17 protein-coding genes and 1 tRNA gene are annotated in these 15,216 nt (G+C 71.7%); 17 read left to right on the top strand and 1 reads right to left on the bottom strand.

The genetic code is table 11. The annotated features are described in order from the left end of the window. The 15 genes from AB0J90_RS35400 to AB0J90_RS35330 all read left to right on the top strand — a co-directional run. Nucleotides 1-496: septum formation initiator family protein (locus AB0J90_RS35400; RefSeq protein WP_363603459.1), on the top strand; the 496-nt coding region annotated here is incomplete at its 5' end. Next, nucleotides 493-1,041 (top strand): DUF501 domain-containing protein, encoded by a 549-nt coding sequence (locus AB0J90_RS35395; protein WP_363603458.1) that lies wholly within the window; start codon nt 493-495, stop codon nt 1,039-1,041. The genes AB0J90_RS35400 and AB0J90_RS35395, both read left to right, overlap by 4 nt. Beyond that, entirely contained in the window at nt 1,038-1,547 is a 510-nt protein-coding gene (locus AB0J90_RS35390; RefSeq protein ID WP_363603457.1) for an amino-acid N-acetyltransferase, read from the top strand. The genes AB0J90_RS35395 and AB0J90_RS35390 overlap by 4 nt, the downstream gene beginning before the upstream one ends. A 27-nt stretch (nt 1,548-1,574) precedes the next feature. Beyond that, complete coding sequence (locus AB0J90_RS35385; RefSeq protein WP_363603461.1) at nt 1,575-2,534, top strand: Ppx/GppA phosphatase family protein; 960 nt, start codon at nt 1,575-1,577, stop codon at nt 2,532-2,534. A 112-nt stretch (nt 2,535-2,646) separates the two neighbouring features. Beyond that, on the top strand, nt 2,647-2,979 hold the full coding sequence (locus tag AB0J90_RS35380) for a PadR family transcriptional regulator (RefSeq protein ID WP_363603456.1): 333 nt from the start codon (nt 2,647-2,649) through the stop codon (nt 2,977-2,979). Next, nucleotides 2,976-3,980 carry a hypothetical protein gene (locus tag AB0J90_RS35375; RefSeq protein ID WP_363603455.1) on the top strand — a complete coding sequence of 335 codons (1,005 nt, stop codon included), beginning with the start codon at nt 2,976-2,978 and terminating at the stop codon, nt 3,978-3,980. Before AB0J90_RS35380 ends, AB0J90_RS35375 begins: the two co-directional genes overlap by 4 nt. Nucleotides 3,981-4,244: 264 nt before the next feature. Further along, entirely contained in the window at nt 4,245-4,721 is a 477-nt protein-coding gene (locus AB0J90_RS35370; RefSeq protein WP_363603454.1) for a hypothetical protein, read from the top strand. A gap of 153 nt (nt 4,722-4,874) precedes the next feature. Further along, the gene (locus tag AB0J90_RS35365; RefSeq protein WP_363603453.1) at nt 4,875-5,561 is read left to right on the top strand and encodes a dienelactone hydrolase family protein; all 687 of its coding nucleotides are present in this window, start codon (nt 4,875-4,877) and stop codon (nt 5,559-5,561) included. Beyond that, nucleotides 5,554-6,294 (top strand): uracil-DNA glycosylase, encoded by a 741-nt coding sequence (locus tag AB0J90_RS35360; protein ID WP_363603452.1) that lies wholly within the window; start codon nt 5,554-5,556, stop codon nt 6,292-6,294. Before AB0J90_RS35365 ends, AB0J90_RS35360 begins: the two co-directional genes overlap by 8 nt. Before the next feature lie 33 nt (nt 6,295-6,327). Beyond that, on the top strand, nt 6,328-7,026 hold the full coding sequence (locus AB0J90_RS35355; protein WP_363603451.1) for a DUF4129 domain-containing protein: 699 nt from the start codon (nt 6,328-6,330) through the stop codon (nt 7,024-7,026). Then, on the top strand, nt 7,023-7,625 hold the full coding sequence (locus AB0J90_RS35350; protein ID WP_363603450.1) for a hypothetical protein: 603 nt from the start codon (nt 7,023-7,025) through the stop codon (nt 7,623-7,625). Before AB0J90_RS35355 ends, AB0J90_RS35350 begins: the two co-directional genes overlap by 4 nt. Then, nucleotides 7,622-8,635, top strand: coding sequence for a MoxR family ATPase (locus AB0J90_RS35345; RefSeq protein ID WP_363603449.1), 1,014 nt, complete (start codon nt 7,622-7,624; stop codon nt 8,633-8,635). The genes AB0J90_RS35350 and AB0J90_RS35345 overlap by 4 nt, the downstream gene beginning before the upstream one ends. Further along, nucleotides 8,632-10,053 (top strand): DUF58 domain-containing protein, encoded by a 1,422-nt coding sequence (locus AB0J90_RS35340; protein ID WP_363603448.1) that lies wholly within the window; start codon nt 8,632-8,634, stop codon nt 10,051-10,053. The genes AB0J90_RS35345 and AB0J90_RS35340 overlap by 4 nt, the downstream gene beginning before the upstream one ends. A 67-nt stretch (nt 10,054-10,120) precedes the next feature. Continuing rightward, the gene (locus AB0J90_RS35335) at nt 10,121-10,651 is read left to right on the top strand and encodes a hypothetical protein (RefSeq protein WP_363603460.1); all 531 of its coding nucleotides are present in this window, start codon (nt 10,121-10,123) and stop codon (nt 10,649-10,651) included. A 104-nt stretch (nt 10,652-10,755) separates the two neighbouring features. Then, complete coding sequence (locus AB0J90_RS35330; protein ID WP_363603447.1) at nt 10,756-12,081, top strand: NAD(P)/FAD-dependent oxidoreductase; 1,326 nt, start codon at nt 10,756-10,758, stop codon at nt 12,079-12,081. Nucleotides 12,082-12,159: 78 nt separating this feature from the next. Here AB0J90_RS35330 and AB0J90_RS35325 read toward each other — a convergent pair whose 3' ends face one another. Further along, nucleotides 12,160-14,016, bottom strand: a complete 1,857-nt coding sequence (locus AB0J90_RS35325) for a hypothetical protein (RefSeq protein WP_363603446.1) — start codon at nt 14,014-14,016, stop codon at nt 12,160-12,162. Nucleotides 14,017-14,117: 101 nt separating this feature from the next. Between AB0J90_RS35325 and AB0J90_RS35320 the strand changes: the two genes are divergently transcribed. Both AB0J90_RS35320 and AB0J90_RS35315 read left to right on the top strand, forming a co-directional pair. Next, a tRNA-Leu gene (locus AB0J90_RS35320) sits at nt 14,118-14,201 on the top strand. A 109-nt stretch (nt 14,202-14,310) separates the two neighbouring features. Beyond that, nucleotides 14,311-15,129: a Bax inhibitor-1/YccA family protein gene (locus tag AB0J90_RS35315; RefSeq protein ID WP_363603445.1), complete on the top strand. Its 819-nt coding sequence runs from the start codon at nt 14,311-14,313 to the stop codon at nt 15,127-15,129. Nucleotides 15,130-15,216 lie beyond the last annotated feature (87 nt).

Genomic DNA, 15,216 nt, shown 5'->3' with positions numbered 1-15,216 from the left:
GCTCCCTCGACTCGTCCCGGCATCGACACCAGGCGAACGGCGGCGGTTACCGACTCTGGTACGGGCGGCGGCTGGGACGGTTGGTCGGCGCACCTACGCCCCGCAGCCCCGCCGTTTCACCGGCCGGGCGACCGCGCTGTTCGCGGTGTTCGTCGCGCTGGCGCTCGCGTACACCTACCCGGTCCGGGTCTTCCTCGGACAGCAGGCGGACATCGCCCGGATGGAAGCGGAGCAGCAGGCCCAGCGGGAGCACATCGGCGAGCTGTCGGAAGAGGCGAAACTCTGGAAGGACCCGGCCTTCATCACCACGAAGGCCAAGGAGCGGTTCTACATGGTCCGGCCCGGCGAGCAACTGCTGGTGATCCTCACCGACCCGGAGGGCGCCGCCCGGGACGCCGGCACCACCGCCGAGCCGGCACCGAAACCGGCGGAACCCTGGTACGACATGCTCTGGTCCAGTGTCCAGGCCGCCAACGAGGAAGGTCCCGCACGTTGACCGTCGTACCCCCCGAGCGGCCGGCGGCCGGTCTGGTCCCCCCACCTGCGCGCGAACCGGCCACCGAGGACGACCTGGCCGCGGTCGGCGCACAGCTCGGCCGTACGCCGCGCGGCACCCGCGCGGTCGCGCACCGTTGCCCGTGTGGCCGCCCCGACGTGGTGGAGACGACCCCGCGGCTCGCCGACGGCACCCCGTTCCCGACCCTGTTTTACCTGACCTGCCCGCGCGCGGTCGGCGCGTGCAGCCGGCTGGAGTCGGCCGGGGTGATGAAGGAGATGGCCGACCGGCTGGCCGAGGATCCGGAGCTGGCCGCGCACTACCTGGCCGCGCACGAGGACTACCTGGGCCGCCGTAACGAGATCGGTGAGGTGCCGGAGATCGCCGGCATCTCCGCCGGTGGCATGCCGGGCCGGGTGAAGTGCCTGCACGTGCATCTCGGTCACGCCCTGGCCACCGGCCCCGGCGTCAACCCGTTCGGTGACGAGACGCTCGAACTGATCGAGCCCTGGTGGCTCGGGGGTTCGTGCGTGGACCTGCCGTGAACACGGATCTTGTCATCCGGCGGGCCCGGACCGCGGACGTACGCGGCATCCGCGAGCTGATCGACACGTACAGCCCCGGTGGGCGGTTGCTCAGCAAGGCCACGGTCACCCTGTACGAGCACGTCCAGGAGTTCTGGGTGGCGGTCCGACCCGCCGACGGGGCGGTGCTCGGCTGCGGGGCACTGCACGTCATGTGGGAGGACCTGGCCGAGATCCGTACGGTGGCGGTCCACCCCGACTGCCGGGGGCGCAAGATCGGGCACCAGATCGTCGCGGAGCTGTTGGGCGCGGCCCGGGAACTGGGCGTCACGCGGGTGTTCTGCCTGACCTTCGAGACCGGGTTCTTCGGTTCCTTCGGTTTCGTCGAGATCGACGGGGCACCGGTCCCGCAGGCCGTCTACGAGCAGCTGCTGCGCTCGTACGACGAGGGTGTGGCGGAGTTCCTCGGGCTGGAGCGGGTGAAACCGAACACCCTGGGCAACGTACGGATGCTGCTGCGCCTCTGACGTAGGGTGACTGCCGTGACGACCAGAGTGGCGGCGATCGACTGCGGTACCAACTCCATCCGGCTGCTCGTGGCCGACCTGCCGGAACCGGCGGCCGGCCCGACCGCGTCGATGGTGGACGTGAGCCGCCGGATGGAGATCGTCCGGTTGGGGCAGGGCGTGGACCGGACCGGTCGGCTCGCCCCGGAGGCGATCGAACGTACCCGGGTGGCGCTGGCCGGTTATGCCGCGGAGATCGGCGACCTGGGCGCGACCCGGGTACGGATGTGCGCCACCTCCGCCTCCCGCGACGCCAGTAACGCCGACGAGTTCCGGGCGATGGTGCACGACACCCTGGGCGTGGCCCCCGAGGTGGTCACCGGTGACGAGGAGGCCCGGCTCTCGTTCACCGGCGCCGTACGCGGACTCCCCGCCGACGCCCGGTCGCCGTTCCTGGTGGTGGACATCGGTGGCGGCTCGACCGAGTTCGTGGTCGGTGACCGCGGCACGCCGGGCGGGGAGACAGCGGAGCGGGTCCGGGCGGCGATCTCGGTCGACATCGGCTGTGTCCGGATGACCGAGCGGCACCTGCACGACGACCCGCCGACGCCCGAGCAGGTCGCAGCCGCCGAGGCGGACATCGCCGCCGCGGTGGACCGCGCGCTGTCCGTGGTGCCCGGTCGGGAGGCCGCCACCCTGATCGGCCTGGCCGGTTCGGTGACCACGGTGGTGGCGATCGCGCTCGGACTCGACTCGTACCAGCCGGAGCGGATCCATCACGCGCGGATCTCGTACGACGAGGTGGCGAAGGTGACCGCGGACCTGTTGTCCCGCTCGTCGGCCCAGCGGATGGAGTACCCGGTGATGCACCCCGGCCGGGCGGACGTGATCGGCGCGGGTGCGCTGGTGCTGCGGGTGATCATGGAGCGGGCCGGGATGCCCTCGGTGGTGGCCAGCGAGCACGACATCCTCGACGGCATCGCCTGGTCGCTCGCCGACCCGAGCTGACCACCGGTTCCTGTCGATACTGCGTGCGGCGAGGCTGGCCGGACACGTCTCGATCGCGTTTGCGCTACAACGCTCTTGACGGTATCTCGCAATGCACACTACTCTCCACCGCGTGGACACTACCCAGCTGCTCAAAGGCGTGCTGGATCTCGCGGTCCTGGCCGTTCTGAAGGAAGAGGACGGCTACGGCTACGACATCATGCGTCGTCTGCGTACCGCCGGTCTGGACGAGATCGGGGACGCGTCGGTCTACGGCACCCTGCGCCGGCTGTTCCAGGCCGGGCTGCTGACCACCTATGTGGTGCCCAGCGAGTCGGGACCCCATCGCAAGTACTACGCCCTCAACGCCGCCGGCCGTGACCAGCTCGACCGGTCCGGCAAGGTGTGGCGGGCCTTCGCATCCACCATGGACCAGCTCCTCGACGAACGGGGGCGTTCGGCATGACCGAGCGGGAGATTGCGGACTACGTGGAACGGGTCCGGCGGGCGCTGGCCGACCTGTCCCCGGAGGACCGGGACGAGTTGCTCGAAGACCTGCCGGAGCATCTCGCCGAGGTGGCCGCCGAGGATGCCGGGGCGCTCGTCGACCGGCTCGGCACGCCGGAGGCGTACGCGGCCGAGTTGCGTGCCGCGGCCGGGCTCCAGGCACCGGATCCGTCGCCGGATCTGGACAGACGGGTCGCCACCGCGGTGCACCGGCTCCGTGGCCGGCTGCGGGTGCTCGACCGCCGGGTCGGGCCCGTGATCGGGTACGCCAACGCCAGCGAGTTCTTCGGGTTGCTCCGTCCCGCCTGGTGGGTGCTCCGCGGTTACCTGGTGGCGATGCTCGTCACGGTCGTACTCACCGGGGAGAGCTTCGGGCTGCTGCCCCGGCTGGGCGGCAACACCCTCGCCGCCGTCCTGCTGCTCGGTCTCTGTGTGGTCGGCTCGATCTGGTTCGGCCGGCGGGCCGCCCCGCTGCGCGGCTGGCGGCGGCATCTGACGAACCTCGGCACGGTCGCCCTGGTGCTGTTCGGGCTGATCGGTTTCGTCGACGTCGACCAGCGTGGACAGCAGACCAACTACTACGCACCGTCCTACAACGAGGACCCGTACTCCGGGGTGCAGGACGTCTACGTCTACGACCGGCAGGGCCGGCTGATCGAGGGCGTACGACTGTTCGACCAGGACGGTCGCCCGATCCGGCTGGGACACCCGTGGTGCGACGACGGGATGCAGTTCCCCGGCGAGCCGGTCGACGTCGTACGCGACCCGCTGCGCCAGCCGTACCCGTACTGCCCGGAGGGTGCGCCGTTCCGCTTCTCGACCGGGCCCAGCCCGTCCGCCACCGCTCCGGCACCCGCCCCCACCGCGGGTACGCCCGCACCGACCGGAACGCCGACGCCGACGCCGACGCCGACGCCGACGCCGACCGAGAGTGTCAGCCCGAGTGCCCCGACGGGCTGACCGAGCACCCCTGAATTGCTGGTCCGGGCCCTGCCGACGGTGCGTCGGCAGGGCCTCGTCCGTTTCCGGGGTCTTGTGGTCGACAACATCGGCTGAAAGGTGGAGGGACCGGGACAGCGGAATGTCGGAGGCGATGGATACCGTGTCCCGCGCACTTGATCATCAGGTGTGGATCGAGCTACCCCCATCTCGAGAGGACAGTCAGTGACGGACCAGGCACCCCCGCCGCCCGCATCCCCGGCATCGCCCCCGCCGGGAGCGTCGGTGCCGCCGCCGGTCGACCCCGCCGCCCCCGCGCCGTTCCCGGCCGTGGCCGGCGACCCGGGTGCGCCCGTGCCGGTTCCCGCAGAGCCGGTCAAGAAGAAGGGCCCGATCAAGAAGATCGTCAGCGTGCTGGCGGTCATCGTGGTGGCGGTCGCGGTGAAGTTCGGTGCCGGCGCGGTGCTCGGCGGCGAGGACAAGGCAGCCGAGGCGAAGGTCGGCGACTGCCTCGCCTCGCTGCCCGAGGTGGCCGAGGGTGAGGAGAAGAGCGCCCCGAACGCCAAGGTGGTCGAGTGCACCTCGACCGAGGCCGCATACAACGTCGTCGGCCGGGTCGAGAACCAGACCCAGGAGCAGGCGTCGAACACCACCGAGTGCGACCAGTACGCGGCCGAGGGCGAGGAGTACTACACCTACTACTCCATTCCCGCGACCGGTGGCACCGGTTACGTGCTCTGCCTCAAGCCGAAGAAGGCCTGAGTCGACGGGCGGCGGGGCGTACGTCCACCAATACGGGAGGCGTACGCCACGCCGTCTTCCCCGCTGACCGTCGGGCATGGCAGGCTACCCGCACACAACTGAGCAACAACTGTGCGACCAGCCAATGATGACTGACCGACAGGAGGCCGGCTGATGGGCGAAAAGGTGACCTACCAAAGTAATGGTGGCACCAGCGAGGGATACCTGGCGCTACCCACCAGCGGTGCGGCCGGACCGGCTGTCATCGTGATCCAGGAATGGTGGGGACTGGTCCCACACATCACCGCCGTCGCCGACCGGTTCGCCGAGGCCGGCTTCGTCGCGCTCGCACCCGACCTCTACCACGGCGCCTCCACCAGCGAGCCGGACCAGGCCCAGCGGTTGCTGATGGGTCTGGCCATGGACCAGGCCGGCCGGGAGATCGCCGGCGCCGCGGACTACCTCGCCGACCGTCCCGAGGTGACCGGCCAGGTGGGCGCGGTCGGCTTCTGCGCGGGCGGCAGCCTCGCCCTCTGGTCCGCGACGCTCTCCCCACGAATCGTCGCCGCGGTCGGCTTCTACCCCGCGCTGCCGTGGGAGCGGATGCGCCCCGAGTGGTCCGACTACTCCGGCAAGGCCGCCATCATCCACTGCTCCGAAGAGGACGGCACCTCCGCCGACGACGGCGTACAGGCCGCCCAGCGGGCGATCAAGGCGGCCGGCGGCGAGTGCACCCTGCACGACTACCCTGGCACCCGGCACGCGTTCTTCAACGACGACCGGCCCGAGGTCTTCGACCGGCAGGCGGCTGCCAGCGCCTGGGCCCGTACGCTCGAATTCTTCCGGAGCAGGCTTGGCTGAGACCCGTACCGCCGACCAGGTCCTCGCCCGCGCAGCGCGGGCGGGCGACCTGACCGACCTCGACGGCGCGGTCGCCGACTGTTTTGCCTGCTCCCGCCTGGTCGCCTGGCGGGAGGAGGTCGCCGCGGTCCGCCGGGCAGCCTTCCGGGACCAGGAATACTGGGGCCGACCGGTGCCCGGCTTCGGCCCCGCCGACGCCCGGATCGCCATCCTCGGCCTGGCCCCGGCCGCGCACGGCGGCAACCGCACCGGACGGGTCTTCACCGGCGACCGGTCCGGCGACGTGCTCTTCGCCGCGATGCACCGGGCCGGACTGGCCAACCAGCCGACCAGCGTCGCCGCCGACGACGGCCTGAGCCTGCGGCACACCAGGATCTTCGCCGCGGTCCGCTGCGCACCGCCGGACAACAAGCCCACCCCGGTCGAACGGGACACCTGCGCACCCTGGCTGCACCGCGAGGTGCAGTTGATCAGACCCACGCTGCGCGTCGTGGTCGCCCTGGGCGCGTTTGCCTGGGCCGCGTGGTGGCCGGTCCTCAACCAGGTGTACGGCGTCCGCCCGCCCAGTCCTCGGCCCCGCTTCGGCCATGGGGCACACTGGTCCGACGGAACCGCTCCGGACTTGCTCGGCTGTTACCACGTCAGCCAGCAAAACACCTTCACCGGACGGTTGACACCAGCGATGCTGGACGAGATATTCACCCGGGCCAAGGGTCTGGCCGGGTTGGACTGAGACATCGGCGACAGTTCGGGGGCGGTAAGCGGGATGGCCAGTTCCGCTCTGCGCAGATGGTGGCCGCTCGCGGCGGTCGCGCTGCTGCTCGCCCTCGCCGCGCTGTCGACCGCCCAGTCGTCGCTGCGGATCGACCGGCTGGAGCAGACCGAGGAGGAACCGCCCGCGGTCATCCTGGACACCGCGCCACCGCCGACGCAACCCCCGCTGGAACTGGCCCCGTCCGCCCCGTTCACGGTGCCCAGTTGGCTGATCAACGGCGCGATCGGCCTGGCCGGCCTCGCGCTGCTGACGCTGCTCGTCGTACTGGCGCGGCGGCTGCTGCGGGACCTGACCCGGCGGCGGCGCGCGAAGATGCCGGCCGGAGCCGCCCCGGCCTCGGCCGAGCAGACCGCGGAGGCGGTACGGGCCGCGCTCGACGCCGGACTCGTCGACCTCTCCGACTCCGACACCGACCCACGTCGCGCGGTGATCGCCTGCTGGGTACGGCTGGAGCAGGCGGCAGCCGCGGCCGGGATGCCCCGCCAGGTCGGTGACACCCCGACCGACCTGGTGACCCGGCTGCTGCGCAACGGCACCGGCGTGGTCAGCGCCGAGGTGCTGGCCGCGTTCGCCCACGTCTACCGCGAGGCCAGGTACGCCACGCACAGCGTGGACGAGCAGATGCGGGCACAGGCCCGGTCGGCGCTGCAGCGGCTGCGTACCGAACTGACCGCGGGGGTGACGTCGTGACCGAACGTACCGCCAGCATCGACGACCTGCTCGGCGGCGACGACCTGATCCGGCTCACGGAGGAACCGGAGGCGCCGCCCGGCCGGCGACGCCGGATCGGCCCGTGGATCTGGACGGTGCTGACCGCGGCCGGGTTCACCGCCGTGACCGTGGTCGGGCTGCGCATGTTCGCGCTCGGGATCTCCGTACCGGCGGCCTTCGCCGCCTGGCTGGCCCTGTTGCTGCTGCGCCAGGCCACCGCCCGGGTGAAGGCACCGGCCCACCGTACGGTCCAACCGATGCGCTCGTCCGCCGCCGACGACGGCATGTACGACTTCCGTGCCCTCGACGGCCTGCGCGGCGTGGTCGACCGGTGGGAGAACAAGCTGATCTGGTCCAACGCCGAGCCCGGCCGGTACGCCAAGGGCGTGCACCCGGGCCTCGGTGAACTGGTCGACGAGCGGCTGCGCCTGCGGCACGGTGTGACCAGGGCCAGCGACCCCGCCCGGGCCCGGGCCCTGCTCGGCGAGCAGGTGTGGAAGTTCCTCGACAGCCCCCCGAAGCGGACGCCTCCACCGCGTGACCTCGCGGTGATCGTCGCTCAATTGGAGAAGCTATGAACGACGCGGACCAGGTCCAGACGACGCCCATCTTCGAGGTGGCCCGACTGGCCCGGGCGGTGCTGGACCAGGTCTGCACCGTGGTGGTGGGCAAGCGGGACTCGCTCGAACTGGTGCTCGCCGGCATCCTGGCCGGCGGCCACGTGCTGCTGGAGGACCTGCCGGGGCTGGGCAAGACGCTGACCGCCCGGTCGTTCGCGCAGGCGCTCGGGCTGGACTTCCGCCGGCTGCAGTTCACCCCCGACCTGCTCCCCGCGGACGTCACCGGCTCCTTCCTCTACGACCAGCGCAGCGCCGACTTCACCTTCCGGGCCGGGCCGATCTTCACCAACCTGCTGCTCGCCGACGAGATCAACCGGACCCCGCCGAAGACCCAGTCGGCGCTGCTGGAGGCGATGCAGGAGAAGCAGGTTTCGGTCGAGGGCGTCACGTACCGGCTCGACCCGCCGTTCCACGTGCTGGCCACCGCCAACCCGATCGAGTACGAGGGCACGTACCCGCTGCCGGAGGCGCAGCTCGACCGGTTCCTGCTGCGGGTTTCGTTCGGCTACCCGACCCGCGAGGAGGAGGGGGAGGTGCTCCGCCGCCGGATGTCCCGCCGCCAGGAGGAGGCGGAACTGGCCCCGGTGGTCAACGCCACCCGGCTGCGCGAGATGCAGGCCGCCCTGGAGGACGTGGTGGTGGAGGACTCCGTCGGCCGCTACATCGTCGAGCTGACCGCCGCGACCCGGGAGCACGCCTCGGTGCTGGTCGGCGCGTCGCCCCGAGGCTCGCTCGCGTTGCTGCTGCTGGCTCGGGCGAAGGCCGCGCTCGCCGGCCGCGACTACGTCGTCCCGGAGGATGTCAAGGAGGTGGCGGCACCCGCGCTGGCGCACCGGATCACCCTCCGTCCGGAGATGTGGCTGCGCCGGGTCGACCCGTCCTTCGTCGTCCACGAGGTGCTCGACCGGACCCCGGCACCGGCCAGTGGCGCGCTGCCCAGTTACGCCGCCGGAGCACGCGCGGTATGACCAGCAGCCCCGGGCCACTGCGGGCCGCCGTACCGCAGCCGCGCCGCCGCGCGGCGGTCGGCGCGCAGGAGCAGGCGGAGCGCGTGGAGCCCGTACCGCAGTGGTGGACGCCGACCCGGGCGCTCGGCAGGGCGGTGCTGCTCACCGGTGTGCTGCTGCTGGCCGGGGTGCTCTTCGGCCGGGTCGACCTGGTCGTGCTGGCCGCGCCGTTCGCGCTCGGCACCGCGTACGCGCTGCGCCGCCGACCGACCGAGGCGCCCCGGATCGCGATCTCGGCCGAGGACGGCGCGCTGGTCGAGGGGAGCGACCTCACCGGTGCGGTGACCATCGGCAACCCGGATCTCGTCGGTTACGACCTGGCCGTGGTCCGGACCAGGGTGTCGCCCTGGCTCAAGCTCACCGACGCCGGTTTCGCCGGCCCGGCCGGGGTGGACCGGCCGATCGCCCTGAGCGTGTCACCCGGCGAGGCGGTCGACCTGGACCTGCGCGGTGAGGCCCTGCGCTGGGGGCGGCATCCGCTCGGCCCGGCCGGTGTCCGGGCGGTCGCCTGCGCCGGACTGCTGGCCAGCCGGCCGGTGCTGATCGACCCGCAGTCGGTCCGGGTCTACCCGAAGACCGAGCCGTTCGAGGCGGACGAGGCCATGCCCCGGGCCGCCGGACTGGTCGGCGGGCACCGCTCCCGCCGGCCCGGCGAGGGTGGCGAGCTGGCCGGCGTACGCATCTTCGGCCCCGGCGACCGGTTGCGCCGGATCGACTGGCGGGTGTCGCTGCGGGCCCGGCAACTGCACGTGGCGGCCACCCTCTCCGACCGGGACGCCGAGGTGGTGCTCCTGCTCGACGTGCTCGCCGAGGTCGGCCAGTCCGGTGGCGTACGCGGCACCGCGTCGGTGCTGGACACCACCGTCCGGGCCGCCGCCGCGGTCGCCGAGCACTACCTGCACCGGGGCGACCGGGTCTCCCTGCTCGAGTACGGCCCGGCCGCCCGCCGGCTCCGTCCCGCCACCGGCCGGCGGCAGTACCTGATCGCGCTGGAGTGGCTGCTCGACGTCACCGCCGCGAACTCCGAGAACGAGCTGTACGAGCAGGTCTTCGGTCCGCAGATGCTCTCCTCGAACGCGTTGGTGGTGGTGCTCACCCCGCTCGTCGATCCCCGTTCGGCGGCGATGCTGGCCCGGCTGGCCCGCTCCGGCCGGTTCGTGGTCGCGGTCGACACCCTGCCCGAGGTCACCACCCCGTCCCGGCGCGGGCCGTGGACCGAGGTGGCGCACCGGCTGTGGCGGCTGGATCGGGAGAACACCATCGGCCAGTTGCGCGAGCACGGCGTACCGGTGGTGGCGTGGGCCGGCGCGGGCAGCCTCGACCTGGTGCTGCGGGACGTGGCCCGGCTCGCCTCCGCCCCCAGGGCGGTCGGCCGATGACCGGTCCCCTGAACGGAAGGTGGATCCGTTGAACGCGATCTCGGAGCGGATCCGGTCCGTCTACACCATGATCGTCCGGGCCACCCTGGCCCCGTTGCTGCTGCGCTGCGCGATCTTCCTCAGCGGGCTGGCCGCGTTCGTGCTGGCGTACCCGGTGCCGATGCTGGGTGGGCAGGGGATCGGGCTGCTGGTGATCGCGGCGTTGCTGCCGGCGGTCGCGCCGGGCCGGGTCTGGCCCACCCTGACCGCGCTCGCCACCGTTGCCGGCTGGGTGGCCCAGACGAGCTACTACGGGGAGCAGGTCGCGCTGTGGCGGCTGCTCGGGCTGGCCACGTTCCTCTACCTGACGCACAGTCTCTGCGCGCTCGCCGCCCAACTGCCGTACGACGCCGCGGTGGCCACCGAGGTGTTCGCGAGTTGGGTGCTGAACGCATTGGCGGTGGTGCTCGCCACGGCCGTACTGGCGGTGCTGTTGATCGCGCTGGCGGAGCGGTGGGACCAGGGGAGCTTCGTGCTTGTCGCGATCGCCGGCATGGCCGTGGCGGTGCTGGCGTCCTTCCTGCTGAGCTGGCTGCTCCGGCGTCCCCGGCCGGAGTGACCCGGGTCGCATCCGGAGCGGGTACGACGACGTGTGGTGGCGTTCTCCATCACAACAAGGGCATCTACCGCACACAAATTCTCAGACAGGGGAAAGATAGAAGGGTGAAACAACGGATCCTCGTAGTTGGCGCTGGGCACGTCGGGTTGTACGCGGCCCTGCGGTTGTCGAAGAAGCTCCGCTCGTGGGAGGCCGAGGTGATGGTGGTCGATCCCCAGCCACACATGACCTATCAGCCGTTCCTGCCCGAGGCGTCGGCGGGCAACATCTCCCCCCGGCACGCGGTGGTGCCGCTGCGGCGCGCACTGAAGAACTGCACGATCGTCGCCGGTGAGGTGACCCGGATCGAACACGCCCGCAAGACGGCGACCGTACAGCCGATCATCGGACCGCCCCGCGAGATCCCGTACGACCACATCGTGGTGGCGCCCGGGTCGGTGTCGCGTACCCTGCCGATTCCCGGCCTGCGTGAGCAGGGCATCGGCTTCAAGACCATCGGTGAGGCCATCTACCTGCGCAACCACGTGCTGGACCGGCTCGACGTGGCGGCCGCCACGACCGACCCGGAGACCCGGCGCAACGCGCTGACCTTCGTCTTCGTCGGCGGCGGGTACGCCGGCATCGAGGCGTTGGCCGAGATGGAGGACATGGCCCGGGACGCGCTCAAGTACTACCCGGAGATCGCGGCGGAGGACATGCGCTGGGTGCTGGTCGAGGCCACCCTGCGGGTGCTGCCGGAGGTCGACCGGGACATGGGTGCGTACACCGTGCAGCAGTTGCTCAAGCGCAAGATGGACATCCGGCTGGACACCCGGTTGGAATCCTGCGTGGACGGCGTGGTCAAGCTCTCCGACGGGGACAGCTTCCGGGCGGACACCATCGTCTGGACCGCCGGGGTGAAGCCCTCGCCGATGCTCGACGAGACCGACCTGCCGCGCGACGAACGGCGCCGGGTCACCTGCCTGCCGACCCTGCAGGTGGTCGACGGTGACCGGGTGCTGGACGGGGCGTGGAGCGCCGGGGACTGCGCCGCGGTGCCGGACCTGACCGGCCCGCCCGGCACGTTCTGCTCGCCGAGCGCGCAGCACGCGGTCCGCCAGGCGGTCACGATGGCGGACAACATCCGCGCGGTCATCCGCAGCCGGCTGCCGAAGAACTACAAGCACAAGCACGCGGGCAGCGTCGCCAGCCTGGGCCTGCACAAGGGCGTCGCCCAGGTGTACGGGATCAAGCTGACCGGCCTGCCGGCCTGGGCCATGCACCGGGCGTACCACCTGGGCCGGATCCCGTCGTTGAACCGCAAGATCCGGGTGTTGGTCGACTGGCTGTTGGCCTTCTTCCTGCGCCGTGAGGTTGTCGCCCTGGGCCAGTTGCACGACCCCCGCGAGGAGTTCGTCGAGGCGACCCCCCGCATCACGCCCCGCGCCTGACCCGAAGGAAGGGCCCCGAGTCGTCGCCTCAGCGATGGCTCGGGGCCCTTCCTGTCGGCGTCGTGGCCGCCGGCCGCCTCAGCCGACCTTCCAGGTCCAGGCGTCGGCGATCCGGGTCCCCGGACCGAACAGGCCCTCCAGCGTGACCCGCAGGCTCTCCGGGTGTGGCGCGTCGCTGGCGAGCACCACGCAGGAGGCACGCCAGAACTGCACGTCCTGTCGGGCCCGCTGGCGGTCCTCGTCGGTGATCCCGGGTACCACCCCGGTCTTGGCGACCTCGGCCAGCAGGGCGGAGGTCGCCTGCTTGTACGTGCCCATCGAGGCCTTGCCGCGAGCCGCGTACGGCCCGATGAAGAAGCCCTCCGGCATCCCGAACTCGGCGTTGGCGGCGGCCCCCCAGCGCATCGCCCACGGCTCCTTCGGGGTGGGCAGCGGAACCGGCACCATCACCCCGCCCGGCGAGACGCAGTCGCGCCAGTGCTCGCCGCTGATGAACGTCGGCAGTGCCGGCCGGGTGGCGGTCGGCAGCGGCGCGGGGAAGATCGGCAGCAGCGCGGCGACGACCACGGCCGGCACCAGGATCCGGGGCAGGCCGGGGCCGCTGCGCAGCGCCCGGTCGAGGGCGAGCACCAGCACGGTGGCGACCAGTGGGATCAGCGCCAGGGCGAACCGCATCGGCAGCGCGCCGTCGACCACCGGCAGGCCGAGCAGCAACGAGTACGGGCCGGGCACGCTGGTCCGCTCACCGTTGACCACCAGGTCGGGGCCGAGCGACAGGGCCGCCATGAGTACGCCGGAGACGGTCACGGCGATCAGCAGCGGGCGCCGGGCCGGGTAGCGGAGCAGCCAGACCACGGCGGCGAGGGTGACCAGCAGCAGCGGCCAGCCGAGGAAGGTGTTGTATTCCGCCGGGCCGGTGGTCAGCCGGGCGGCCTCGTCGCTGCCGGCGATCGACAGCGGCGAGATCGCCACCCAGCTCGCCAGGTCGGCCGAGAAGTAGTACGGGCTGAACATGCCGTTCGGCACGCTCTGCGGTCCGGCGAACTGGAACCAGAGCGGGTACGCCAGCGCCAGCCCGGCCAGCCCGACCGCGACCGCCAGGCCGGCGGCGAAGCCGGGCAGCACCCGGCGGAGCAGTGCCCGGTCCGTGGCCGCGTACGCGACGGTCATGATGATCAAGGTGAGTGCGGTGAGGAAGAGCACCTCCTCGCCGACGAAGACCTGGGCGGTGACCGCTGCGGCCAGTCCCGCCCCGGAGGTCACCACGCGACGGCGGTCCGGGCCCGGTCGCTCCGGCCGGCCGTTCGGGTCGGCGGCCCGGACCAGCCGGACGACCAGCCACACCATCACCGGCACCAGCCAGAGCGCCGTCATGTGCAGGTGGCTGTTGGTCTGCGAGATCATGCCGGGGGCGAAGCCGCAGAAGCCGCCGCCGAGCGCGGCGGCCAGCCGGTGGGTGCCGAGGACCCGGCGGAAGAGCAGGTACCAGGCGACCGCGGTGATCCCCAGGTTGCCGGCGACCAGCAGGGCGAAGGTGGTGGCCACCCCGAACACCAGGGTGATCGGGGCGAACAGCACACCCAGGACGATGACCGTGGTGTTGGCCATCAGGTTGACCCCGTCCGGCGCGTTGAGCCGGTCGGTGAGCAGACCGAAGTCACCGAGCAGGGCGCGGGCGTCGGTGGCCAGGAACCACTCGTACAGCACCTGGTCCTCGGGGTTGAGTGCGAGCGTACGGGCCCCGGGGTCGGGCCACATCCCGTGCGTCAACCAGCCGGCCAGTAGCAGGAAGAGAAGGCAGATCCCCAGGTCGGGTGCGTTAGGGCGGATGGCATCGAGCCACCGGGCCCGGCGGGACCGGGGTACGCCGGATGTCGTGTCCGCTGTGTCCTCGCTAAGTTCGGTGTCCTGCGCTGCGGGGGCGGGGCTGGTCACGGCCTTGACCCTAGTGCCGATCGGTCGACGGGGTGCGCCCGGTGGGTCGGAACCCGCTACCGTGACAGGCGTGAGGGTGTATGAGCCCTCCGGAACCGCCCGCCCGGGTGGTGGAAAGGCAGACACGGCCGCCTTAAAAGCGGCTGCCGCAAGGCATGCGGGTTCGACCCCCGCCCCGGGCACCAGCGTTGCAATACCATCTGGGTATCTGAATCCCACAAAGTTCGCCAGGACCCATTACCCTTGAGCGGGCACGGTCTCACCGTGTATCGACCCCCTAAGGGAGGCCTGAAAGTGAAGACTTCCAACCCGGTGCTGGCCCGGCTCGGCCAGGCGGCCGAGCGCGAGCGCGCCGCCGGGTACGCCCCGGCCGGCCCGTACGGGCAGCCCGGCTACGGGCAGCCGTACCCGACCACGGCGGGAGCCTACCCGGCCGCACCTCCCACCGTGGCGCCGATGACCATCGACGACGTTGTCGTCAAGACCGTCACCTTGCTCGCCATCACGGGTGCCGCCGCCACCGCCGCGTGGGTGCTGGTGCCGGATGCGCTGATGGGCGTGGCCTGGATCGGTGCGCTGGTGGTCGGGCTGGTGCTCGGCCTCGTGATCAGCTTCTCGCGGATGGCGAACCCGGCGCTCGTGGTCGCGTACGCCGTGGTCGAGGGTGTGCTCGTCGGCGCGGTGAGCAAGGCGTACGAGTCCTTCTACGACGGCATCGTGCTCCAGGCGGTGGTTGCCACCTTCGGGGTGTTCTTCCTGATGGCGATCCTCTACCGGGCGAAGGCGATCCGGGCGACGCCGAAGTTCGTCCGGGGCGTCATCGCGGCGATGGTCGGACTGGTCGCGGTCATCCTGATCAACCTGGTGCTGTCGCTCTTCGGTTTCGACACCGGCCTGCGCAGCGGCGGGCCGCTGGCGATCGGCTTCAGCCTGATCTGCATCGTGGTCGCCTCGCTCAGTTTCATCCTGAGCTTCCACGAGGTCGAAGAGGGCGTACGCATGGGCCTGCCCCAGCGCTACTCCTGGACCGCCGCCTTCGGCATCCTGGTCAGCCTCATCTGGCTCTACTTCGAGGTCCTGCGCCTGATCAGCTACTTCCAAGGCGACGACTGACCCCACCCAGCCCAGGCACGGCGTGCAGGTCCCGGGCGATCGCCATCAGGTTGTCCGAGCTGAGCATCCGCTGCAACGGCATGCCCT

This window comes from Micromonospora sp. NPDC049523 (genome assembly GCF_040676775.1).
Classification (GTDB): Bacteria; Actinomycetota; Actinomycetes; order Mycobacteriales; family Micromonosporaceae; genus Micromonospora_G.
This window is presented reverse-complemented; position numbering and strand designations above follow the sequence as displayed.

Excerpts from the sequence above, each read along its gene's own strand:
- AB0J90_RS35375 (WP_363603455.1), top strand. The coding sequence starts at position 2,976 with ATGACCGAGCGGGAGATTGCGGACTACGTGGAACGGGTCCGGCGGGCG.
- AB0J90_RS35365 (WP_363603453.1), top strand. The coding sequence starts at position 4,875 with ATGGGCGAAAAGGTGACCTACCAAAGTAATGGTGGCACCAGCGAGGGA.
- AB0J90_RS35355 (WP_363603451.1), top strand. The coding sequence starts at position 6,328 with ATGGCCAGTTCCGCTCTGCGCAGATGGTGGCCGCTCGCGGCGGTCGCG.
- AB0J90_RS35345 (WP_363603449.1), top strand. The coding sequence starts at position 7,622 with ATGAACGACGCGGACCAGGTCCAGACGACGCCCATCTTCGAGGTGGCC.
- AB0J90_RS35340 (WP_363603448.1), top strand. The coding sequence starts at position 8,632 with ATGACCAGCAGCCCCGGGCCACTGCGGGCCGCCGTACCGCAGCCGCGC.
- AB0J90_RS35335 (WP_363603460.1), top strand. The coding sequence starts at position 10,121 with ATGATCGTCCGGGCCACCCTGGCCCCGTTGCTGCTGCGCTGCGCGATC.